This is a genomic window from Streptomyces sp. NPDC052910, assembly GCF_055585605.1.
The window spans coordinates 5,550-21,479 of sequence record NZ_JBVJJR010000006.1 but is presented as its reverse complement, the minus strand read 5'-3'; the positions used below and the strand labels follow the sequence as shown (position 1 = coordinate 21,479).

12 protein-coding genes and 1 pseudogene are annotated in these 15,930 nt (G+C 76.9%); 2 read left to right on the top strand and 11 right to left on the bottom strand.

The window, feature by feature from the left end; all coding sequences use genetic code 11:
* Positions 1 to 141: 141 nt before the first annotated feature.
* The 11 genes and pseudogenes from ACZ6X9_RS21930 to ACZ6X9_RS21880 all read right to left on the bottom strand — a co-directional run bounded on the left by ACZ6X9_RS21930 (position 142) and on the right by ACZ6X9_RS21880 (position 12,446).
* Positions 142 to 369, bottom strand: coding sequence for a DUF6480 family protein (locus tag ACZ6X9_RS21930; RefSeq protein ID WP_469779669.1), 228 nt, complete (start codon positions 367 to 369; stop codon positions 142 to 144).
* Positions 370 to 621: 252 nt separating this feature from the next.
* A complete protein-coding gene (locus tag ACZ6X9_RS21925; RefSeq protein ID WP_469780056.1) occupies positions 622 to 1,623 on the bottom strand; it encodes a glycosyltransferase family 9 protein in 1,002 nt (333 codons plus the stop codon).
* A gap of 491 nt (positions 1,624 to 2,114) precedes the next feature.
* Positions 2,115 to 3,497, bottom strand: a pseudogene (rfaE2, locus tag ACZ6X9_RS21920) (D-glycero-beta-D-manno-heptose 1-phosphate adenylyltransferase); the annotation flags it as partial.
* Between the two features lie 25 nt (positions 3,498 to 3,522).
* Positions 3,523 to 4,134, bottom strand: a complete 612-nt coding sequence (locus ACZ6X9_RS21915) for a D-sedoheptulose-7-phosphate isomerase (protein ID WP_469779668.1) — start codon at positions 4,132 to 4,134, stop codon at positions 3,523 to 3,525.
* Positions 4,131 to 5,363, bottom strand: coding sequence for a glycosyltransferase (locus ACZ6X9_RS21910; protein WP_469779667.1), 1,233 nt, complete (start codon positions 5,361 to 5,363; stop codon positions 4,131 to 4,133). Before ACZ6X9_RS21910 ends, ACZ6X9_RS21915 begins: the two co-directional genes overlap by 4 nt.
* On the bottom strand, positions 5,360 to 6,322 hold the full coding sequence (locus ACZ6X9_RS21905) for a glycosyltransferase (RefSeq protein ID WP_469779666.1): 963 nt from the start codon (positions 6,320 to 6,322) through the stop codon (positions 5,360 to 5,362). Before ACZ6X9_RS21905 ends, ACZ6X9_RS21910 begins: the two co-directional genes overlap by 4 nt.
* The gene (locus ACZ6X9_RS21900; RefSeq protein WP_469779665.1) at positions 6,319 to 7,386 is read right to left on the bottom strand and encodes a glycosyltransferase family 9 protein; all 1,068 of its coding nucleotides are present in this window, start codon (positions 7,384 to 7,386) and stop codon (positions 6,319 to 6,321) included. The genes ACZ6X9_RS21905 and ACZ6X9_RS21900 overlap by 4 nt, the downstream gene beginning before the upstream one ends.
* Positions 7,383 to 8,672 carry a D-glycero-alpha-D-manno-heptose-1,7-bisphosphate 7-phosphatase gene (locus ACZ6X9_RS21895; RefSeq protein WP_469779664.1) on the bottom strand — a complete coding sequence of 430 codons (1,290 nt, stop codon included), beginning with the start codon at positions 8,670 to 8,672 and terminating at the stop codon, positions 7,383 to 7,385. Before ACZ6X9_RS21895 ends, ACZ6X9_RS21900 begins: the two co-directional genes overlap by 4 nt.
* Positions 8,669 to 9,769, bottom strand: a complete 1,101-nt coding sequence (locus ACZ6X9_RS21890; protein ID WP_469779663.1) for a glycosyltransferase family 2 protein — start codon at positions 9,767 to 9,769, stop codon at positions 8,669 to 8,671. Before ACZ6X9_RS21890 ends, ACZ6X9_RS21895 begins: the two co-directional genes overlap by 4 nt.
* Positions 9,766 to 11,421, bottom strand: coding sequence for a carbamoyltransferase family protein (locus tag ACZ6X9_RS21885; RefSeq protein ID WP_469779662.1), 1,656 nt, complete (start codon positions 11,419 to 11,421; stop codon positions 9,766 to 9,768). The genes ACZ6X9_RS21890 and ACZ6X9_RS21885 overlap by 4 nt, the downstream gene beginning before the upstream one ends.
* 59 nt (positions 11,422 to 11,480) lie before the next feature.
* Complete coding sequence (locus ACZ6X9_RS21880; protein ID WP_469779661.1) at positions 11,481 to 12,446, bottom strand: UDP-glucuronic acid decarboxylase family protein; 966 nt, start codon at positions 12,444 to 12,446, stop codon at positions 11,481 to 11,483.
* 510 nt (positions 12,447 to 12,956) lie between these two features.
* Here ACZ6X9_RS21880 and ACZ6X9_RS21875 point away from each other — a divergent pair.
* On the top strand, positions 12,957 to 15,098 hold the full coding sequence (locus ACZ6X9_RS21875; protein ID WP_469779660.1) for a catalase: 2,142 nt from the start codon (positions 12,957 to 12,959) through the stop codon (positions 15,096 to 15,098).
* Between the two features lie 17 nt (positions 15,099 to 15,115).
* A complete protein-coding gene (locus ACZ6X9_RS21870) occupies positions 15,116 to 15,772 on the top strand; it encodes an HhH-GDP family DNA glycosylase (RefSeq protein ID WP_469779659.1) in 657 nt (218 codons plus the stop codon).
* Positions 15,773 to 15,930: the final 158 nt, after the last annotated feature.

The window sequence follows — 15,930 nt, the reverse complement described above, 5'->3', positions numbered from 1 at the left end:
TTCCGGCGGGCCCGCGCGCCTCCGCACGGCGGGACGGGGGAACGAGGCGGCGGCCGGCGGGCTCGTGTCCCGTCGCTCGCCGATGAGGACGGACCGACCGGTCCACCCGAACGCGGATTCCCCCCCCTCCCCGAGGGCGGCTCACACCAGCGCCGCCCAGACGATCATCGTCACGACGAAGACCAGAACGAGGGCACCGATCGCGATGAGGGGCCCCTTCGCCCAGCCGCGCGTCGGATTGTGGGTCTCGCGTGGGCCCGCGCCGCTCGTGCTGTCCTCGCCGGGCGGCGTCTCGCCCGGCGGTACGCCGCCACCGGGCTCAAGACCGGGTGTGCGGGCCGGGTCGGGATCGGGGTTGCTGGCGGTCATCGCGGTTCGCCTTCCTGCTGGACGCGTCCCCCGGTGGTCGGTGGTGTGGGGCAGGAGCCCCGCCTTCCAGGGTGCCGCGTGGTGGCGACGCGGGCCACGCGGGCCGGTGGCGTGCGCCAGGGTCCCCCTCCCTTCTCACCGGTTCCGCCGGGCCCGTCTCGCCGCCGGCCCTGGCTCCCGGCGGCCCGACGGTCCCGGCAGACCGACCGGGAACGAGGCGCCGCTTCCCTGATCGCATCCGAGCGGGCCCGGTCAGGCCGTGGCGGCTCTCGGGCTCCCCGGGAGCGTGGGCCGGTCCGCGACAGCCGAAACCGCCTCCACGACCTCCTCCACCGTGATCCGCAGCAGTTGCGGATCCGGACTGCGGCCGTGGGGGTCGCCCGGGGGGCCCGGATGCCAGAGGGCGGCGTGGCGCGGTGAGGGCGGGGGGCCCCAGAGGGCGGGTGACACCGGGCCGAAGAGGGTCACGCTGGGGGTGGTGTGCGCCACGGCCAGGTGGGCGATGCCCGTGTCGCCGCTGACGACCGCGCCCGCCTCGGCGACGAGCGCCGACAGGGCGGCGAACGGCAGGCCGCCGGCCAGCGGGCGTGCCCCGGCCACCGCGACCTCCCGCACCAGTCCGTCCTCGCCCGGGCCCCCGGTGACCACCACCCGACGGCCCGCCGCGACGAGGGCACGCACCACCGCCGCGTACCGGCCGGCCGGCCAGCGGCGGGAGGGCGACGCGGCACCAGGGTGGACGAGCACCGCGCCGGGGGCGGGGGACCGGCTGTCGGGGCGGGGGAGCGCCAGGTCACCCGGGTCCGCCGGGATGCCGTAGGCGCGCAGCAGGCGGCACCAGCGGTCGCGCTCGTGTTCGTCGGGGCGCCAGGGCGGCCCGTCGATGTCGGGAGTGTCGGGGTGCGCGAACGCGAGCAGCCGCCCGGGGCGCAGGGCGGAGAGCAGCCGGTGGCTCGGCGGCCCGTTGCCGTGCAGGTCCACGGCCACCTCCGGCGGGCGGCCGGTCCAGGGCAGCGCGCGCGGGACGGCCCGCCCGGGCGCGGACGCCGGGAGCAGCCGGTCGACGGCGCCCGTGGCGGCGGCGGCCGGCGCGAGGTCCGGGGGCGCCGCGAGCACGATCTCGTGCTCCGGGCAGGCCCCGCGCAGCGCCCGCAGCGCGGGCACCCCGGCCAGCAGATCCCCGAGCCCCAGGGCCCGGAGCACCAGCACCCGGGGGCGGCCCGGCGGCGCGCCCCGGGAGCCCTCGGCCGGCATGTCGCTCACCGTTGCCCGTCCCGCGAGGCACGGGCGGAGCGCGGTGCCCGCCGCCCGGGGCTCCTGCCCGGCGCGGTCGCCGTGGCCGCGTCGGCCGCCTTGGTGGCTGGTTCCGCGTTCGCGGCCGGACGTTCGACCGGTGTGCCGCGGACCGGTGGGGGGCCGGTGTCGGGCGGCGGGTTCGCGGCTGTGGCGCCGCTCGTCGCGCCGTCGGCGGCGCCGGCCGGGTCCACGCCCGGGCCGGTTCCCGCGCGTCCGGCCATGCGGCCGGCCCGCGCGCCGCGGGCCGGGGCGGTCGCGGTGCCCGTGTCCCGTACGGTCGCCCCGCTCGCCTTCGTGGCCGGTTCCGCACCCGGTGCGGCCGGTGTGGTCCGGGCCGGTGGGGGGTGGACGCCCGGCTTCGGGTCTTCGGCCGGGGGCGGGTCCGGTGTGCCGGCGGCGCCGGCCGTCCGTTCGTCCTCGGCGCCGTCGGCAGCGCGCTCCACGCATGAGGCCGCCCGGGTGGCCAGCAGGGTGCTGGAGCGGCCGTCGAGGTAGGGGAGGAGGACGGCCTGGCCTCCCCAGGAGGCAAGTTGGGGGGCTTCCGGGAGCTGTTCGACGGCGTAGTCGCCGCCCTTGACCCAGATGTGCGGGCGGAGTCCGGCGAGCAGGGCCTCCGGGGTGTCCTCGTCGAAGACCGCGACCGCGTCGACGCACTGGAGGGCGCGGAGCACCCGGACGCGGTCGTGGAGGGGGTTGATCGGCCGGCCGTCGCCCTTGCGGCGGCGGACGGAGGCGTCGGAGTTGAGGCAGACGATCAGGCAGTCGCCGATGCCCCGGGCCTGTTGCAGGAGGCTGACGTGGCCGGCGTGCAGCAGGTCGAAGCAGCCGCCGGCGGCCACGACCGTGCCGCCCGCGGCGCGGACCCGGCGGGCCAGGCGCAGGGCGTCGGTGTCGGTGCCGCCGGTGAAGGGCGGGGCGGGGCTGGGGCCGCCCGAGACCGCGCGGGGGCCGCCCTCCGCCACGTACCGGGTGGCCGCCGCGACGGCCTCCTGGACGGCCTCGGCGGGCAGGGCGCCGTCGCCGAGCAGGCCGGCGGCCGTGGCGGCGAAACAGTCGCCCGCGCCGCACGCGTCGCCGCTGTGCCGGGCGGCGGTCGGCACGAGCAGCGGGCTGTCGCCCTGCGAGAGCAGCGCGCCGCGCCCGCCGAGGGTGATCGCGACGCTCACCGCGTGCCAGCGGCGCACCAGTTCGGCCGCCGTGCGGGCGACCGCGCCCAGCGCGTCGTCCTCCGCGTCCGCCCCGCGGGGGCCGTCCGCCGCGAACCGGCGCGCCTCCTCGCCGGTCGGGGTCACCAGCCGCGCGCCGCGCACCGGCGGCCGGCCACGCGGGTGCGGGTCCCAGACCAGGGCCGTGGCCGGGGCCCGGGCGGCGAGGGCGTCCCGCAGGACGTCGGCGGTTCCCCGGGCGTAGTCGGCGACGAGGATCGCGGGCGCCTCCGCGACGGCCTCCAGCGCCCGCGCGGTGGTGCCGGCCGCCCGGCCGGCGCCCCGGTCGAGCCGGACCACGGGCCGGCCGCCGGCCATCACCCGGGTCTTCTCCGGCAGCGGCCCGTCGGCCGGCAGTGGTATCAACCTGAGCCAGGGTTCCAGGAGTTCGCGCACCTGACGGGCGGCCGGGTCGGTGCCCAGGGGCGTCACCAGCGTGACGGGACGGCCCGCCCGCGCCGCGAGGTAGGCGGCCAGCGCGGCGCCGCCCGGCCGCAGCCGCTCCTCGCAGTCGTCGAGCACCGGGACGGGCGCGTCCGGCGCGAGCCGGCCCGCGGTGCCGGCCAGGTCGCGGTCGAGCAGCGCGTCGCCGACGACCAGCAGGGGGGTCGGGGTCCTTGACGTCATGGGGGCTCCCTACTGTCGCCGTTCCTCAGGTGATCCGGTGATCCGCCGCGAGCGCCGCGTCGAACGCGGCGCACAGCAGGTGCACCGCGACCAGGTGCAGCTCCTGGACGTTCGCCGTCGTCCCCGCCGCCACGCACAGCCGCTCGTGCCCGGCGTCGGCCAGCGGGTTGGGTGCCGGTCCGGTCAGTGACCACACCTCCGTCGCGGAGGCGCGGCCCGCCGCCGCGGCGGCCAGCAGGTTGGGGCTGGTCCCGCTCGTCGACAACAGGATCAGCACGTCGCCGGGGCGCGCGTGCGCCCGCACCTGGCGGGCGAACAGCTCGTCCGGGCCGTAGTCGTTGACGATCGCCGTGCAACTGGAGGTGTCGGCGTGCAGCGCGATGGCCGAGAACGGCGGCCGGTCGTCGCGGTAGCGGCCGACCAGCTCGGCCGTCAGGTGCTGTGCCTGGGCGGCGCTGCCGCCGTTGCCGGCGGCCAGCAGCCGCCCGCCCGCGGACAGCACCCCGGCCAGCCGCCGGCCCCAGCGCTCGGCGACGGCCGCCTGCTCCGCGCGGAACAGCTCCAGGGCCGACAGCAGCCGGCCGCAGTGGTCGCCGCCGGCGGTGTCCGGCGGCCGTACGGTACGGGTGACGGTCATCGCACACCTCCCGAGGGGACGGGGGCCGGTTCCGCGACCCGTTCCACGACCTGTTCGTAGACCTGCTCGACGCCCTCGGCCACCGTCTCCCAGGCGTACCGGGCCACCGCCCGCGCCCGCCCGTCGCGGCCGAACGCCGCCAGCCGCTCGGGGGAGGCGAGCAACCCGTTCACGGCGTCGGCCAGTTCGACATGGTTCCCGGCCGGGACCAGCAGCCCGGTCTCGCCGTGCGCCACCGTGTCGCGGTGGCCGCCGACGTCCGTGGCCACCACCGGGACGCCGCAGGCCATCGCCTCCAACGGCACGATGCCGAACGGCTCGTACACCGGCGTGCACAGCACCAGGTCGGCGCTGCGGATCAGCGCGGGCATCTCCTCGTGCGGTACGCAGCCCAGCGGCACGAACCGGTCGGCCACCCGCAGCCGGCGGGCCAGACCCAGCAGCCGGACCGCCTCCGCGTCCTTGAGCAGCCCGTCGACGGGCGGCCCGCCGGCCACCACCAACTCGGCGTCGGGGATGCGCTGGAGTGCCTTCAGGGCCAGGTCGACGCCCTTGCGGGGAACGAGCCGGCCGACCACCAGCAGCCGGTGCCGGGCCCGGCGGGCCGGCGTCAGGGAGATCCGGCCGCGCGCCGAGAAGTGCTCGGTGTCCACGCCGCACGGCACCACCGAGCAGCGGTCCCGGCCCACGCCCATCAGCTCCAGCTCGTCCACCTCGTCGGAGCAGGTGGCCAGCACCCGCGCGCAGGACGCGCCGATGGTCCGCTCCACCTCGAGCCGCTCCGGCGGACTGGTGTCCGCCTGGCCCTGGTGCCGCCGCTTCACCGTGCCCAGCGCGTGGTACGTCTGGACGACCGGCACCCCGAGCCCGTGCGTGCCCATCAGCGCCACCAGGCCGGACATCCAGAAGTGTGCGTGCACCACGTCCGGCCGGTCGTGCCGCCACGCACGGGCCAAGTGCCCGCCGAAGTGCGGCATGTGGGCCAGCAGCCGGTCCTTGGGCACGTACCGGTCGGGGCCGGCGCGGACGTGCTCCACCACCGCCCCGGACGGCAGCGGCACCCGGTCCGGCGACGCCGCGTCGTCCCGCCGCGTGTAGACGGTCACCTCGTGGCCGCGTTCGGCCAGCAGGTCCGCCAGCCGCGCCACGTAGACGTTCTGGCCTCCCGCGTCGGGGCCGCCGAGCGCGGCGAGCGGGCTCGCGTGCTCGGACACCATGGCGATCCTCATCGCGTCACCTCCTTGATCAACCGGTCCCAGTCGTCGAGGAACCGGGGCAGCCCGTACCGGGCCAGGGCCGCCTTCCGGGCCGCCAGGCCCGTCTCGCGGGCCAGTTCCGGCTCGGCGACGAAGCCGCGGACGGCGTCGTGCAGCACGTCCAACCGGTTGGACAGCACCCCCGCGCCCGGCGGTACCGCCTCGCACGCCTCCGTGGTGGCCAGCGCCACCACCGGCATGCCGAGGTGCATCGCCTCCAGCAGCGACAGGCCCAGTGAGGTCCAGCGCACCGGGTGCAGATACACCCGGCGCTCGGCCAGGGCGTGGTGCAGGGCGCTCTGGACGAGCTCCCGGCCCCGGCAGCGGTCCTCCGGGACACCCAGCCTGGCGGCGATCCCCTCCGTGCCCATGCCGAACACGTCCAGCGGCGCGGCCTCGGAGAAGTAGGGGAGGAGGTCCGTGCCGGTCGTCCGGCCGCGCCGCAGCGGCTCGTTGACGACCACGGCGGCCCGCTCCAGCCGGCCCGTCCACAGCGGGCCGGGGTCGACGATGCCGTGTTCGATCACGACGGTGGGCGTCGTCCCGCAGTCCCACATCAGCCGGTTGAAATGCGTGACGTGGACGATCGTCAGCTCCGGGCGGTCCGCGGCCGGGTGCCGGGTGTCCGGGACGGGTCCGCCCGGCGCGTTGTGCTCCAGATAGACCGTGGGGACGTCGATGCCCGGCCGGCGGCCCAGCCACTCCCGGGCCAGCTCGATCTCGTGCGGGCGCTGGAGGACCAGCAGGTCGACGTCGGTGTCCCGGAGCTCCTCCGGCGGGACCTCGACGACCGACCGCGGCCAGTCGAAGGTGGCCGCGCGGCCCAGCCCGTCCGGGCCGCGGTCCGGCGTCACCGGCACCAGGTAGGTGTGCGGGCCCTGGACGAACGCCGTCGTCCACGAGCCGTGCACGTGCCACAGCAGGATCCTCATGGCGTGCGCTCCGTCCGTTCCGGCCGGCCCGTCATGGCGGGGCCGGGCTCCAGGCCGGGCGTGCGCCCGGTCAGCTTCTCCACGGCGGCCAGCACGTCCTCGGGGGACACCCCGTTCAGACACGGGTGGCCGGGCACCGGGCAGACCCGGGCCCTGCTGCCCGCGCAGGGCGCCCGCTCGTCCCCGAGCAGCACGTGCGGCACCCCGTACGGCGCCCAGCGCTCGGCCGGCACGACGGGGGCGAACAGGCACACCACCGGTGTGCCCACGGCCGCCGCCAGGTGCGCCGGGCCGGTATTGCCCACGACCACGGCGGCGGCCCGCGCCAGCACCCCGGCCAGCTCGGCCGGGCCCGTACGCCCGCCCAGATCGAGGGCGAAGCCGCCGGCGACGGCCGAGGTCAGCTCGCGCTCCCCGGCGCCGCCGGTGACCACCACCCGGTAGCCGGCCCGGGCCAGCGCCCGGACCGCCGCCGCGCACCGGTCGGCGCCCCAGCGGCGGGCGGGGACGGCGGCGCCCGGATGTACGACGATGTAGCCGGACGCGTCACGCAACTCCGGCAGCGGGCCCGGCGGTTCGCGGACGGCGAGCCGCCCGTCGTCCCCCTCCGGCAGGGGGAAACCGGCCGCCTCGGCGAGGTCCAGCGCGGCGGCCACCTCGTGCCGGCGCGGGCCCCTGCGGTGCCGTACGTCCAGCAGGGCGCCCGGATAGTCGACGCAGTCCGCCGCCAGGCGCTCCACCCCGGCCAGGCGCAGCAGCAACGCCAGGGGCAGCGGGCTCTGGTGGAACGAGGTGAGGATCAGGCCCACGTCCGGCGGATCCGCGGCGATCCGCGCCACGAACGCCTCGACGTCCGCCCGCTCCACCGTGGGCGGCTCGAAACCGGCCCACGGCGCGTCCCACACCACCACCTCGTCCACCCCGGGCAGCATCCGCGCGGCGGGCGCGCCGCGCGGCCCGCACAGCAGCGTCGTCCGGCCGGCCCCCGCGGCGACCGCCCGCACCGCCGGACCGGCGAGCAGGACGTCCCCGAAACTGTCGAGACGGGCCACGAGCGCTTTCACGGCCGGCCCCCTTCCGCCGGATCCGGGGCGAGGGCACCCGCACCGGCGGTCCTTCCCGCTTCCGGGACCGGCGGCGTCGCTCCGGTCCCGGCTCCCGGCCGCCGGACGGCACGGCCGCCGTCGTACGGGCCCTGGGCCGGTCCGCCCGCCCCGGCCGACCCGCCGGCCGGCCGGGGCGCGACGGCGCCGGCCGCGTCACCGGCCGGCCGCCCGCCACCCGGCGCGGGCGTGGCGGGGCCGGTCTCCGGGTGGGCGGCCGGGTGTCCGTGGGGGCCGGGGGCGCCGGCGTTCTTGCCGGTCGGTGCGGCGGCGGGCGAGCCGGTCGGCGCTTCCGGACGGAGAGTGGCCGGACGGGTGTGCGGGTGTCCGGGCCGGCCCGAGGCGCCGGGGGCCTCGCCGGGCGCGCGCCCGGGTCCGGTCCCGTCGCCGTGGCGGAGCGCGGCGCCGGCCGTTCCGGCGTCAGCGTCGCCGACCGCGCCCGGCGTGGCGGGGGAAAAGTCTTGACGGAGCGAGGTTCCGGACGGCTCACGGACGCTCGCGGCGCGGCGCCGTTCACGGCCCACCGTGGCCGGCAGCGCCTTGCGGACGGCCCGGACGCGGGCGGACCCGCTCCCGCCCGTGCCGTCGGCACCGCCGCCCGCGGCCCGGGCACCCGCCCCGGGCGGGATGCCGCTGCCGGACGCCGTACGGGCGGGGCCCGGCGCGCCGGTGGTGGCCGGAGCCCCCGCCGGTCCCTCAGCGGTGTCCGTCCCGCCCGCGCGGCGCGCGAGCGCGATCCGCACCGCCGACGGCAGGTCCGGGGCCCAGCACCCGGCCCGTGCCACCTCCTCCAACCGCGTCGCCCGGGTCGGGACGAGGACGCCCGAGGCACCGGCCGCCGCCGCGGCCTCCATGTCGCTGCCGATGTCGCCGATGACCAGGCAGTCCTCGGGGTCGACGCCCAGGGTGCGGGCGGCCGTCAGGATCAGGCCCGGGGCCGGCTTGCGGCACGGGCAGCCGTCGTGCGGACCGTGCGGGCACACCGCCCACACGTCGAACCGGCCCAGCAGCCGCTCCACCCGGGCGTTCACCCGTTCCACCTGGGCGGGTGTCAACAGCCCGCGCGCCACGCCCGACTGGTTGCTGACCACCCCGAGGGGCACGCCCAGCCGCCGCAGCAGGGACACGGCCTGCCGGGCGCCGGGGGCCGGGACGACCCGGGCCGGGTCGCCGTTGTAGGGCACGTCGCGGACCAGCGTGCCGTCCCGGTCGAACAGCACGGCGGCCGGGAGCCGGCGGGCCGTCACGGCCGTACTCCCTTGCGCGGGGCGGTCCGTACGGTCACCGGGACGACGCGCGGGCCGCGTGCCGCCGGCCGGACCGGGCGGACGCCGCGATGCCGCCAGGTGCCGTGGAGCCGGTGGCAGACGGCCAGCGGCGGGATGACGGCGCTGGTGGCGAGCATCGCCGCCACCTCGGGCGCGGTGCGCGGGCCCGGGGCGATCCGAGCCCAGGCGAACTCGGCCGTGCCCAGCGCCCAGCCGGCGGCCGCCGCCGCGCCCGCGCCTGGATGGCCGGACAGCGCGAGGGCCACCGCCAGCGTCCCGGCCGCGGTCACCGCCGCGTGGCCGCGCAGCCGCCCGCGTGGCGCGCCCGCCCGTTCCCACCAGTCGGAGCCGTGCAGCCGCAGCATCAGCGCGTCGTCGGCGTTGCCCGCCTGAGTGCGCACCGACACCCACGGGCCCGCGGGCCGCACGGGGTGCCGTGTGGTCCGGGTGCCGCGCTCCAGCCGCCGGCCGGCCGCCAGGACGCGCAGCGCCAGGTCGGCGTCCTCGCGGAAGGCGCGTGGGAAGCGCTCGTCGAAGCCGCCCACCGCCTCCAGGACGGCCGTGCGGTACGCCATGTCGGCCGTGGCCCACCGGGCGTCCGCCAGTCCGGCGGTGTTGCGCTCCCAGTCGGTGGGACGCCGCCCGGACGGCAGCGGCACCTCGATGACGCCCTGGACGCCCGCCACGTCGGGGCCGGCCCGGAGCAGGTCGCCCGCCAGGTCGTCGCGCCAGGCGGGCCCCACCCGGACGTCGTCGTCGAGGAAGACCACCCAGGGGCTGTCCACCGCGCGCCAGCCGGTGTTGCGGGCCGCGGCCGGCCCCCGGCCGCCCGCGCTCAGCACGGACGCGCGGGGCCGCAGCGTCCCCAGGGCCGCCAGGGGCAGGGGTGGCCGGGCGTGCCGGGGGCCCCGGCGGTCGTCGACGACGACCACCTCGCGGGGTTCCGGGCCGGCCGATGACGCCAGCGCGTCGAGGCAGTCGGCGAGGCAGGGCCGCCCCACGGTGGGGATCACCACCGCGTAGGAGAAGGAACCCGCTGTTCCGGGAACGGAGTTCATGCCGGGCGAGGAGTTCATGCCGAGGCCCTCCCTCCGGCGTACGCCCCGCCGCGCCGGACCGCGTACGGCCCGATGGCCAGCAGGTCCACGGGCGCTGAGCCGAAGCACTCCAGCGCGTCGCGCGGGTCGTCGACCATCGGCCGGCCGGCCGTGTTGAGGCTGGTGTTGACGACGACGGGCAGTCCGGTACGTCGTTCGAACTCGGCGAGCATCCGGGCCACCAGCGGCTCCCGCCGCGGCTCCACGGTCTGGATCCGGGCGGTGCCGTCCACGTGCACGACCGCCGGGATCCGGTCCCGCCACGGCCGGGCCACACCGTGCACGAACAGCATGTACGGGCTGGGCAGCGGCCCTTCGAAGATCTCGGCCGCCCGCTCGGCGAGGACCATCGGCGCGACCGGCCGGAACTCCTCGCGCCCCTTGACGTGGTTGAGCCGTTCCAGGTTCTCCGCCCGCCCGGGATGGGCCATCAGCGACCGGTGGCCGAGCGCCCGGGGCCCGTACTCGCTCCGGCCCTGGAACCAGGCGACGATCCCGTCCGCGGCCAGCGTCTCGGCCACGGCCGCCGCGATGTCCGGCGGCCGTTCGTACGGCACCCGGGCCCGTTCCAGCCAGCCGCGCAGCTCCTCGTCGGACCAGCCGCGGCCCAGGTCGGCGCCGTCCATCGGCGCGGTGGGGGCCCCGCCGTCCGCCGCGAGCTGGAGCGCGGCGCCCAGGGCCGTGCCCGCGTCACCGGCGGCGGGCTGCACCCACACCCGGCGGAACGGACCCTCCACGGCGATACGCGAGTTGGCGACGCAGTTGAGGGCCACCCCGCCGGCCATGGCCAGCGACTCGGCGCCGGTGCGGCCGTGCAGCCAGCAGGCCAGGTCCAGGAGCAGCTCCTCCAGGCACTGCTGGGTGCTGGCGGCGAGGTCGGCGTGGTCCTGCGTCCACTCCTGGCCGGGGGCGCGCGGCTCGGTGAGCGCCGCCCACGGCACCGCGCTCGCCCGGAACCCGCCGTCCTCCGTGGCGTGCAGATACTTGCGCACCTCGGTCAGGAAGCGCGGCTTCCCGTACGCCGCGAGGGCCATCACCTTGTACTCGTCGCTGCTGCGCAGGAAGCCCAGATGCTCGGTGAGCTCCTCGTAGACCAGGCCCAGGGACTGCGGCAGCCGCTGGGTGGCCAGCACCTCCAGGTCGCCGCCGGTGTAGCGGCCGGCCAGGTGCGAGGCGCACTCGCCGCGCCCGTCCAGGACGAGGACCGCGCTGTCGGCGTGCGGGGCCGCGAGGCCCGCGGACGCGGCGTGCGCCACGTGGTGGGGGACGAAGCGGACACGCGCGGGGTCCAGGCCCGGCAGGGCGTCGGCGAGGAAGCCCGGCGCCTCGCGGGCGTAGGTCTGCCGCAGGTGGTCCCACGGGTCGTCGAGCCCCATCTCGGCGGCGGGCAGGGCGAGTGCCTGGTCGTAGGAGTAGGCGACGGCGTCCAGGTCGCCGGGGTCGAGCCCGGCGTGCTCCAGGCACCACCGGGCGGAGAGCGCCGGCAGTTCCCAGGCCGCGAACGGCACCGGCCGCTTGCCGTGCTTGCGCCGGGAGAACCGCTCCTCCTCGGCGGCGGCGACGATCCGCCCGTCGGCGACCAGCGCCGCGGCCGGGTCGTGGAAGAGGGCGTTGATACCGAGGATGCGCATGCCGTGCTCCGTCTCAGGTGGGGGTCGGACGCCGGGACTCGCGGGGCCGGGGGAGGGGGTTACGCGGAGGGGGCCGTCCGCGCGAACCACTCGACGGTCCGCTTCAGCCCCTCCGCGCAGTCCACGCGGGGCGACCAGCCGAGGAGGCGGCGGGCCAGCGTGGTGTCGGGCCGGCGCTTGCCGGGGTCGTCGACCGGCCGGTCCACGAACTCGATCACCGAGGCCGAGCCGGTCAGGTCCACGATGAACCGGGCCAGGTCGAGGACGGTGGTCTCGTCCGTCCCGCCGATGTTGACGGGGCCCGGGTGGCCGCGGGCGGCGAGCGCCAGGATGCCGTCCACCGTGTCGTCGATGTAGGTGAGGGACCGCGTCTGGCTGCCGTCACCGGCCACCGTCAGCGGTTGGCCGTCGAGCGCCTGCCGGATGAAGTTGGGCACCGCCCGCCCGTCGTCGGCCCGCATCCGGGGACCGTAGGTGTTGAAGAGGCGGACGATGGCGGTGTCCGTGCCGTGGGTGCGCCGGTAGGCGGCGACCAGGGCCTCGGCGTAGCGCTTGGACTCGTCGTAGACGCTGCGCGGGCCGATCGGGTTGACGTTGCCCCAGTAGTCCTCGCGCTGCGGGTGTTCGAGCGGATCGCCGTAGACCTCGGAGGTGGAGGTCAGCAGGAAACGCGCGGCGTTCCGGCGGGCCAGCTCCAGGGCCGCCCGGGTGCCGTTGCTGCCCACCTCCATCGTCTGGATCGGCAGCCGCAGGTAGTCGACGGGCGAGGCCGGGCACGCGAGGTGCAGGACCAGGTCCACCGGGCCGGGGACGGCGGCCAGGGCGGCCGGGTCCGACACGTCGGCGCGGACGAAGGAGAACCGTGGATCCCCTTCCAGATGAGCGATGTTGTCGCGCGATCCCGTGGCGAGGTTGTCCACGCAGCACACCTCGGTGCCCTCGGCCAGCAGCCGTTCGCACAGGTGGGATCCGACGAAACCCGCTCCTCCGGTGATCACCGCACGGGTCCAGCGTCGTTCGTCCATGATCTCACTCCTTCGCGTACGGGCACCGGATCCCGGTGCGGTACGGCCCACCGGTACGGGACCGGTCCTCGTCGTCCCGTCGGAGGGCTGCCGCGGCATCGGACCGTCCGGTGACCGGGGCCCGGGGACGACGCGGAATGGAGTTCTGCTTCTGCTCTGCGACCGGCCGCGGGAGGGCTGGCGCGGGGGCGGTCACCCGGCCCGGGGGTTCACCCGGGGCTCGCGGTCGTGACCCGCCGTAGCGAATGCGTTCAGGCAAGAAGCGTCGCACAGCCCCGGTGGTTGGGCCACTTGGGGCAGGCATGGGCGGGTGTGCACCCGTTGGCACCAGTCCGCCCCGCCCGTTTCGGCTTGCCCGCCCGGGGCAGGCGGGTGAGCCTGAGGAGGTGATCGGCGCCGCACGGACGCCGGCCCTCCGGGCGGTCGCGTCGGCGGCGGGAACCGCGGCACGCGGGACGCCACGGCCGACGGCCGCCGCGACGAGGCAACGACCAGGAAGGACGGACGCGCGTGCCCGCTCAACCCGAGTCAGGCCGGACCAACGACCCGGCAGCGCAGGACGCCAAGGACCAGCAGTTGGAACGGTTCCGCGCCGCTCCCGCGCATGACGCGCTCACCACCGACCAAGGCGTGCGCGTCGACGACACCGACAACGCGCTGCGGGCCGGACGCCGCGGCCCCACGCTGCTGGAGGACTTCCACAACCGGGAGAAGCTCACCCATTTCGACCATGAGCGGATCCCGGAACGCGTGGTCCACGCCCGGGGTGCCGGTGCCTACGGCTACTTCGAGCCCTACCAGTCGATGAGCGAGTACACCTGCGCCGACTTCCTCGCCGAGCCCGGCCGGCGGACGCCCGTCTTCGTCCGCTTCTCGACGGTGCAGGGGCCGCGTGGCTCCGCCGACACCGTGCGCGACGTCCGCGGGTTCGCCACCAAGTTCTACACCCGCGAGGGCAACTACGACCTGGTCGGCAACAACATGCCGGTCTTCTTCATCCAGGACGCCATCAAGTTCCCGGACTTCGTGCACGCGGTGAAGATGGAGCCGCACAACGAGATCCCCACCGGCGCGTCGGCCCACGACACGTTCTGGGACTTCTGCTCGCTCCAGCCCGAGTCCACCCACATGCTGATGTGGCTGATGTCGGACCGGGCCATCCCGCGCAGCTACCGGATGATGCAGGGCTTCGGCGTGCACACCTTCCGCTTCGTCACGGCGGACGGACGGGGCACGTTCGTGAAGTTCCACTGGAAGCCCAAGCTGGGCGTGCACTCCCTGGTGTGGGACGAGACGCAGATCATCGCGGGCCGCGACCCCGACTTCAACCGCCGGGACCTCTGGGAGTCCATCGAGGCCGGCGAGTACCCGGAGTGGGAGCTCGGCGTCCAACTGGTGCCCGAGGAGTATGAGTTCGACTTCGACTTCGACCTCCTCGACGCCACGAAGATCATCCCCGAGGAGCAGGTGCCGGTCCGCCCGATCGGCCGCATGGTCCTCAACCGGAACCCGCAGAACTTCTTCGCCGAGACCGAGCAGGTCGCCTTCCACACGGCGAACGTCGTCCCGGGCATCGACTTCACCAACGACCCGCTGCTCCAGGGCCGGAACTTCTCCTACCTGGACACCCAGCTCATCCGGCTCGGCGGCCCCAACTTCAGCCAGTTGCCGGTCAACCGGCCGATCGCGGACGTCCACCACAACCACCGCGACGGCTTCGGCCAGCAGGTCATCCACCCCGGCACCAACTACTTCCCCAACTCCCTCGGCGGCGGCTGCCCGGCGCACGCGGGCGCGGGCGGCGGCGCGGGCGTCTTCCGGCACTACGCCGAACGGGTGGACGGCGAGAAGATCCGGGTGCGCAGCGAGAGCTTCCAGGACCACTACAGCCAGGCGGCGCTGTTCTGGCACAGCATGGCGGACTGGGAGAAGCGGCACATCGTCGAGGCGTTCCGCTTCGAGCTGGGCAAGGTCATGTCCATCGAGGTGCGCGAGCGCATGGTGGGCAACCTGGCCCACGTCGACGGCGAGCTCGCCGCCCTGGTGGCCGAGGGCCTGGGCCTGCCCGCGCCGGCGCCCGCCGCGGACTCCGGCGGTGCCGGGAAGACGGCCGCCGCCGCGTCCCCCGCCCTGAGCCAGGAGAACCTGATGGGCGAGGGCATCCGCACCCGCAAGATCGCCGTGCTGGTGGCGGACGGGACGGACGCCGGGCAGGTCGCCGCCGCCCGCGGCCGGCTCGCCGCGCACGGCGCGATCGTCGAGGTGCTGGCCGCCCGCGACGGCTCCGTCCGGGGCGCCGGGGGCGAAGTCCTCGACGTGGACCGGGCGATGCCCACCATGGCGTCCGTCCTCTACGACGCGGTCCTCGTGCCGGGCGGCGCCCAGGCGGTGCCGGTGCTGGCCGCCGACCCCGCGGCCGTACGGTTCGTCGAGGAGGCGTACCGGCACGGCAAGCCGCTCGCGGTCTTCGGCGACGGTACGCGCCTGCTGACGGCGGCCCGGCTGCCCGAGGACGTCGTCCTCGGCGAGTCGGCGCCCTCCTACGGCGTGTTCGCCGGCGACGGCACCGCCTCCGTCGAGGACGTCGCCGACGCCTTCGCCGCCGCGATCGCGCTGCACCGCTTCCCGCGCCGCCCGGGCCTGCTCAACTGACCCCGGGGAAACGCACGGTGAACGCCGACGGCGACCGGCGCACGGTACGGGCACTGCTCGACGCGCACGGCCGCACCTACGCCGAGGAGGCGGGCATCCGGCTGCGGGACACCCCGCAGCCGCTGTACCGCCTCCTCGTCCTGGCCTGCCTGCTCAGCGCCCGGATCCGGGCATCCGTCGCCGTGGCCACCGCCCGCAGCCTCGCCGAGGCGGGCCTGAAGGACCCGCGCCGCATGGCCGAGGCCACGTGGCAGCGGCGGGTCGACGCGCTCGGCGCGGGCGGTTACCGCCGCTACGACGAGCGCACCGCGACCCAACTGGGCGACGGCGCCGAGCTGCTGCTGGACCGGTACGGCGGCGACGTCCGCCGGATGCGCGCCGCCGCCGACGGCGACCCCGGCCGCCTCCCGGACATCCTCCAGGAGGTCCCCGGCCTCGGCCCGGCCGGTGCGAGCATCTTCCTCCGCGAGGTCCAGGGCGTCTGGCCGGAACTCCTGCCTTACCTCGACGACAAAGCCCTCCAGGGCGCCGACCGGCTCGGCCTCCCCCGACGGCCCGACGCCCTCGCCCGGCTCGTCGCCCCCGAGGACACCCCGGCCCTCGCCGCCGCCCTCGTCCGCGCCGCACTCGACCAGGCGGTGGCGGACGACGTACGGCGCCGCGCGGGGGAGTGAGGGCGGCCCACCGCCCGCGGACACCGGGGCGCGGGAGCGGCGAAGCCGCGTGCCGCGCGTTGCGCGTGCCGCGCGTTGCGCGTGCCGCGCGTTGCGCGTGCCGCGCGTTGCGCGTGCCGCGCGTTGCGCGTGCCGCGCGTTGCGCGTGCCGCGCGTTG

Bases quoted from the DNA above. Each gene is read 5' to 3' on its own strand.
- ACZ6X9_RS21910 (WP_469779667.1), bottom strand. From the start codon at position 5,363: ATGAGGATCGCCATGGTGTCCGAGCACGCGAGCCCGCTCGCCGCGCTC.
- ACZ6X9_RS21930 (WP_469779669.1), bottom strand. From the start codon at position 369: ATGACCGCCAGCAACCCCGATCCCGACCCGGCCCGCACACCCGGTCTT.
- ACZ6X9_RS21890 (WP_469779663.1), bottom strand. From the start codon at position 9,769: ATGAACTCCTCGCCCGGCATGAACTCCGTTCCCGGAACAGCGGGTTCC.
- ACZ6X9_RS21905 (WP_469779666.1), bottom strand. From the start codon at position 6,322: ATGAGGATCCTGCTGTGGCACGTGCACGGCTCGTGGACGACGGCGTTC.
- ACZ6X9_RS21880 (WP_469779661.1), bottom strand. From the start codon at position 12,446: ATGGACGAACGACGCTGGACCCGTGCGGTGATCACCGGAGGAGCGGGT.
- ACZ6X9_RS21915 (WP_469779668.1), bottom strand. From the start codon at position 4,134: ATGACCGTCACCCGTACCGTACGGCCGCCGGACACCGCCGGCGGCGAC.
- ACZ6X9_RS21885 (WP_469779662.1), bottom strand. From the start codon at position 11,421: ATGCGCATCCTCGGTATCAACGCCCTCTTCCACGACCCGGCCGCGGCG.
- ACZ6X9_RS21925 (WP_469780056.1), bottom strand. From the start codon at position 1,623: ATGCCGGCCGAGGGCTCCCGGGGCGCGCCGCCGGGCCGCCCCCGGGTG.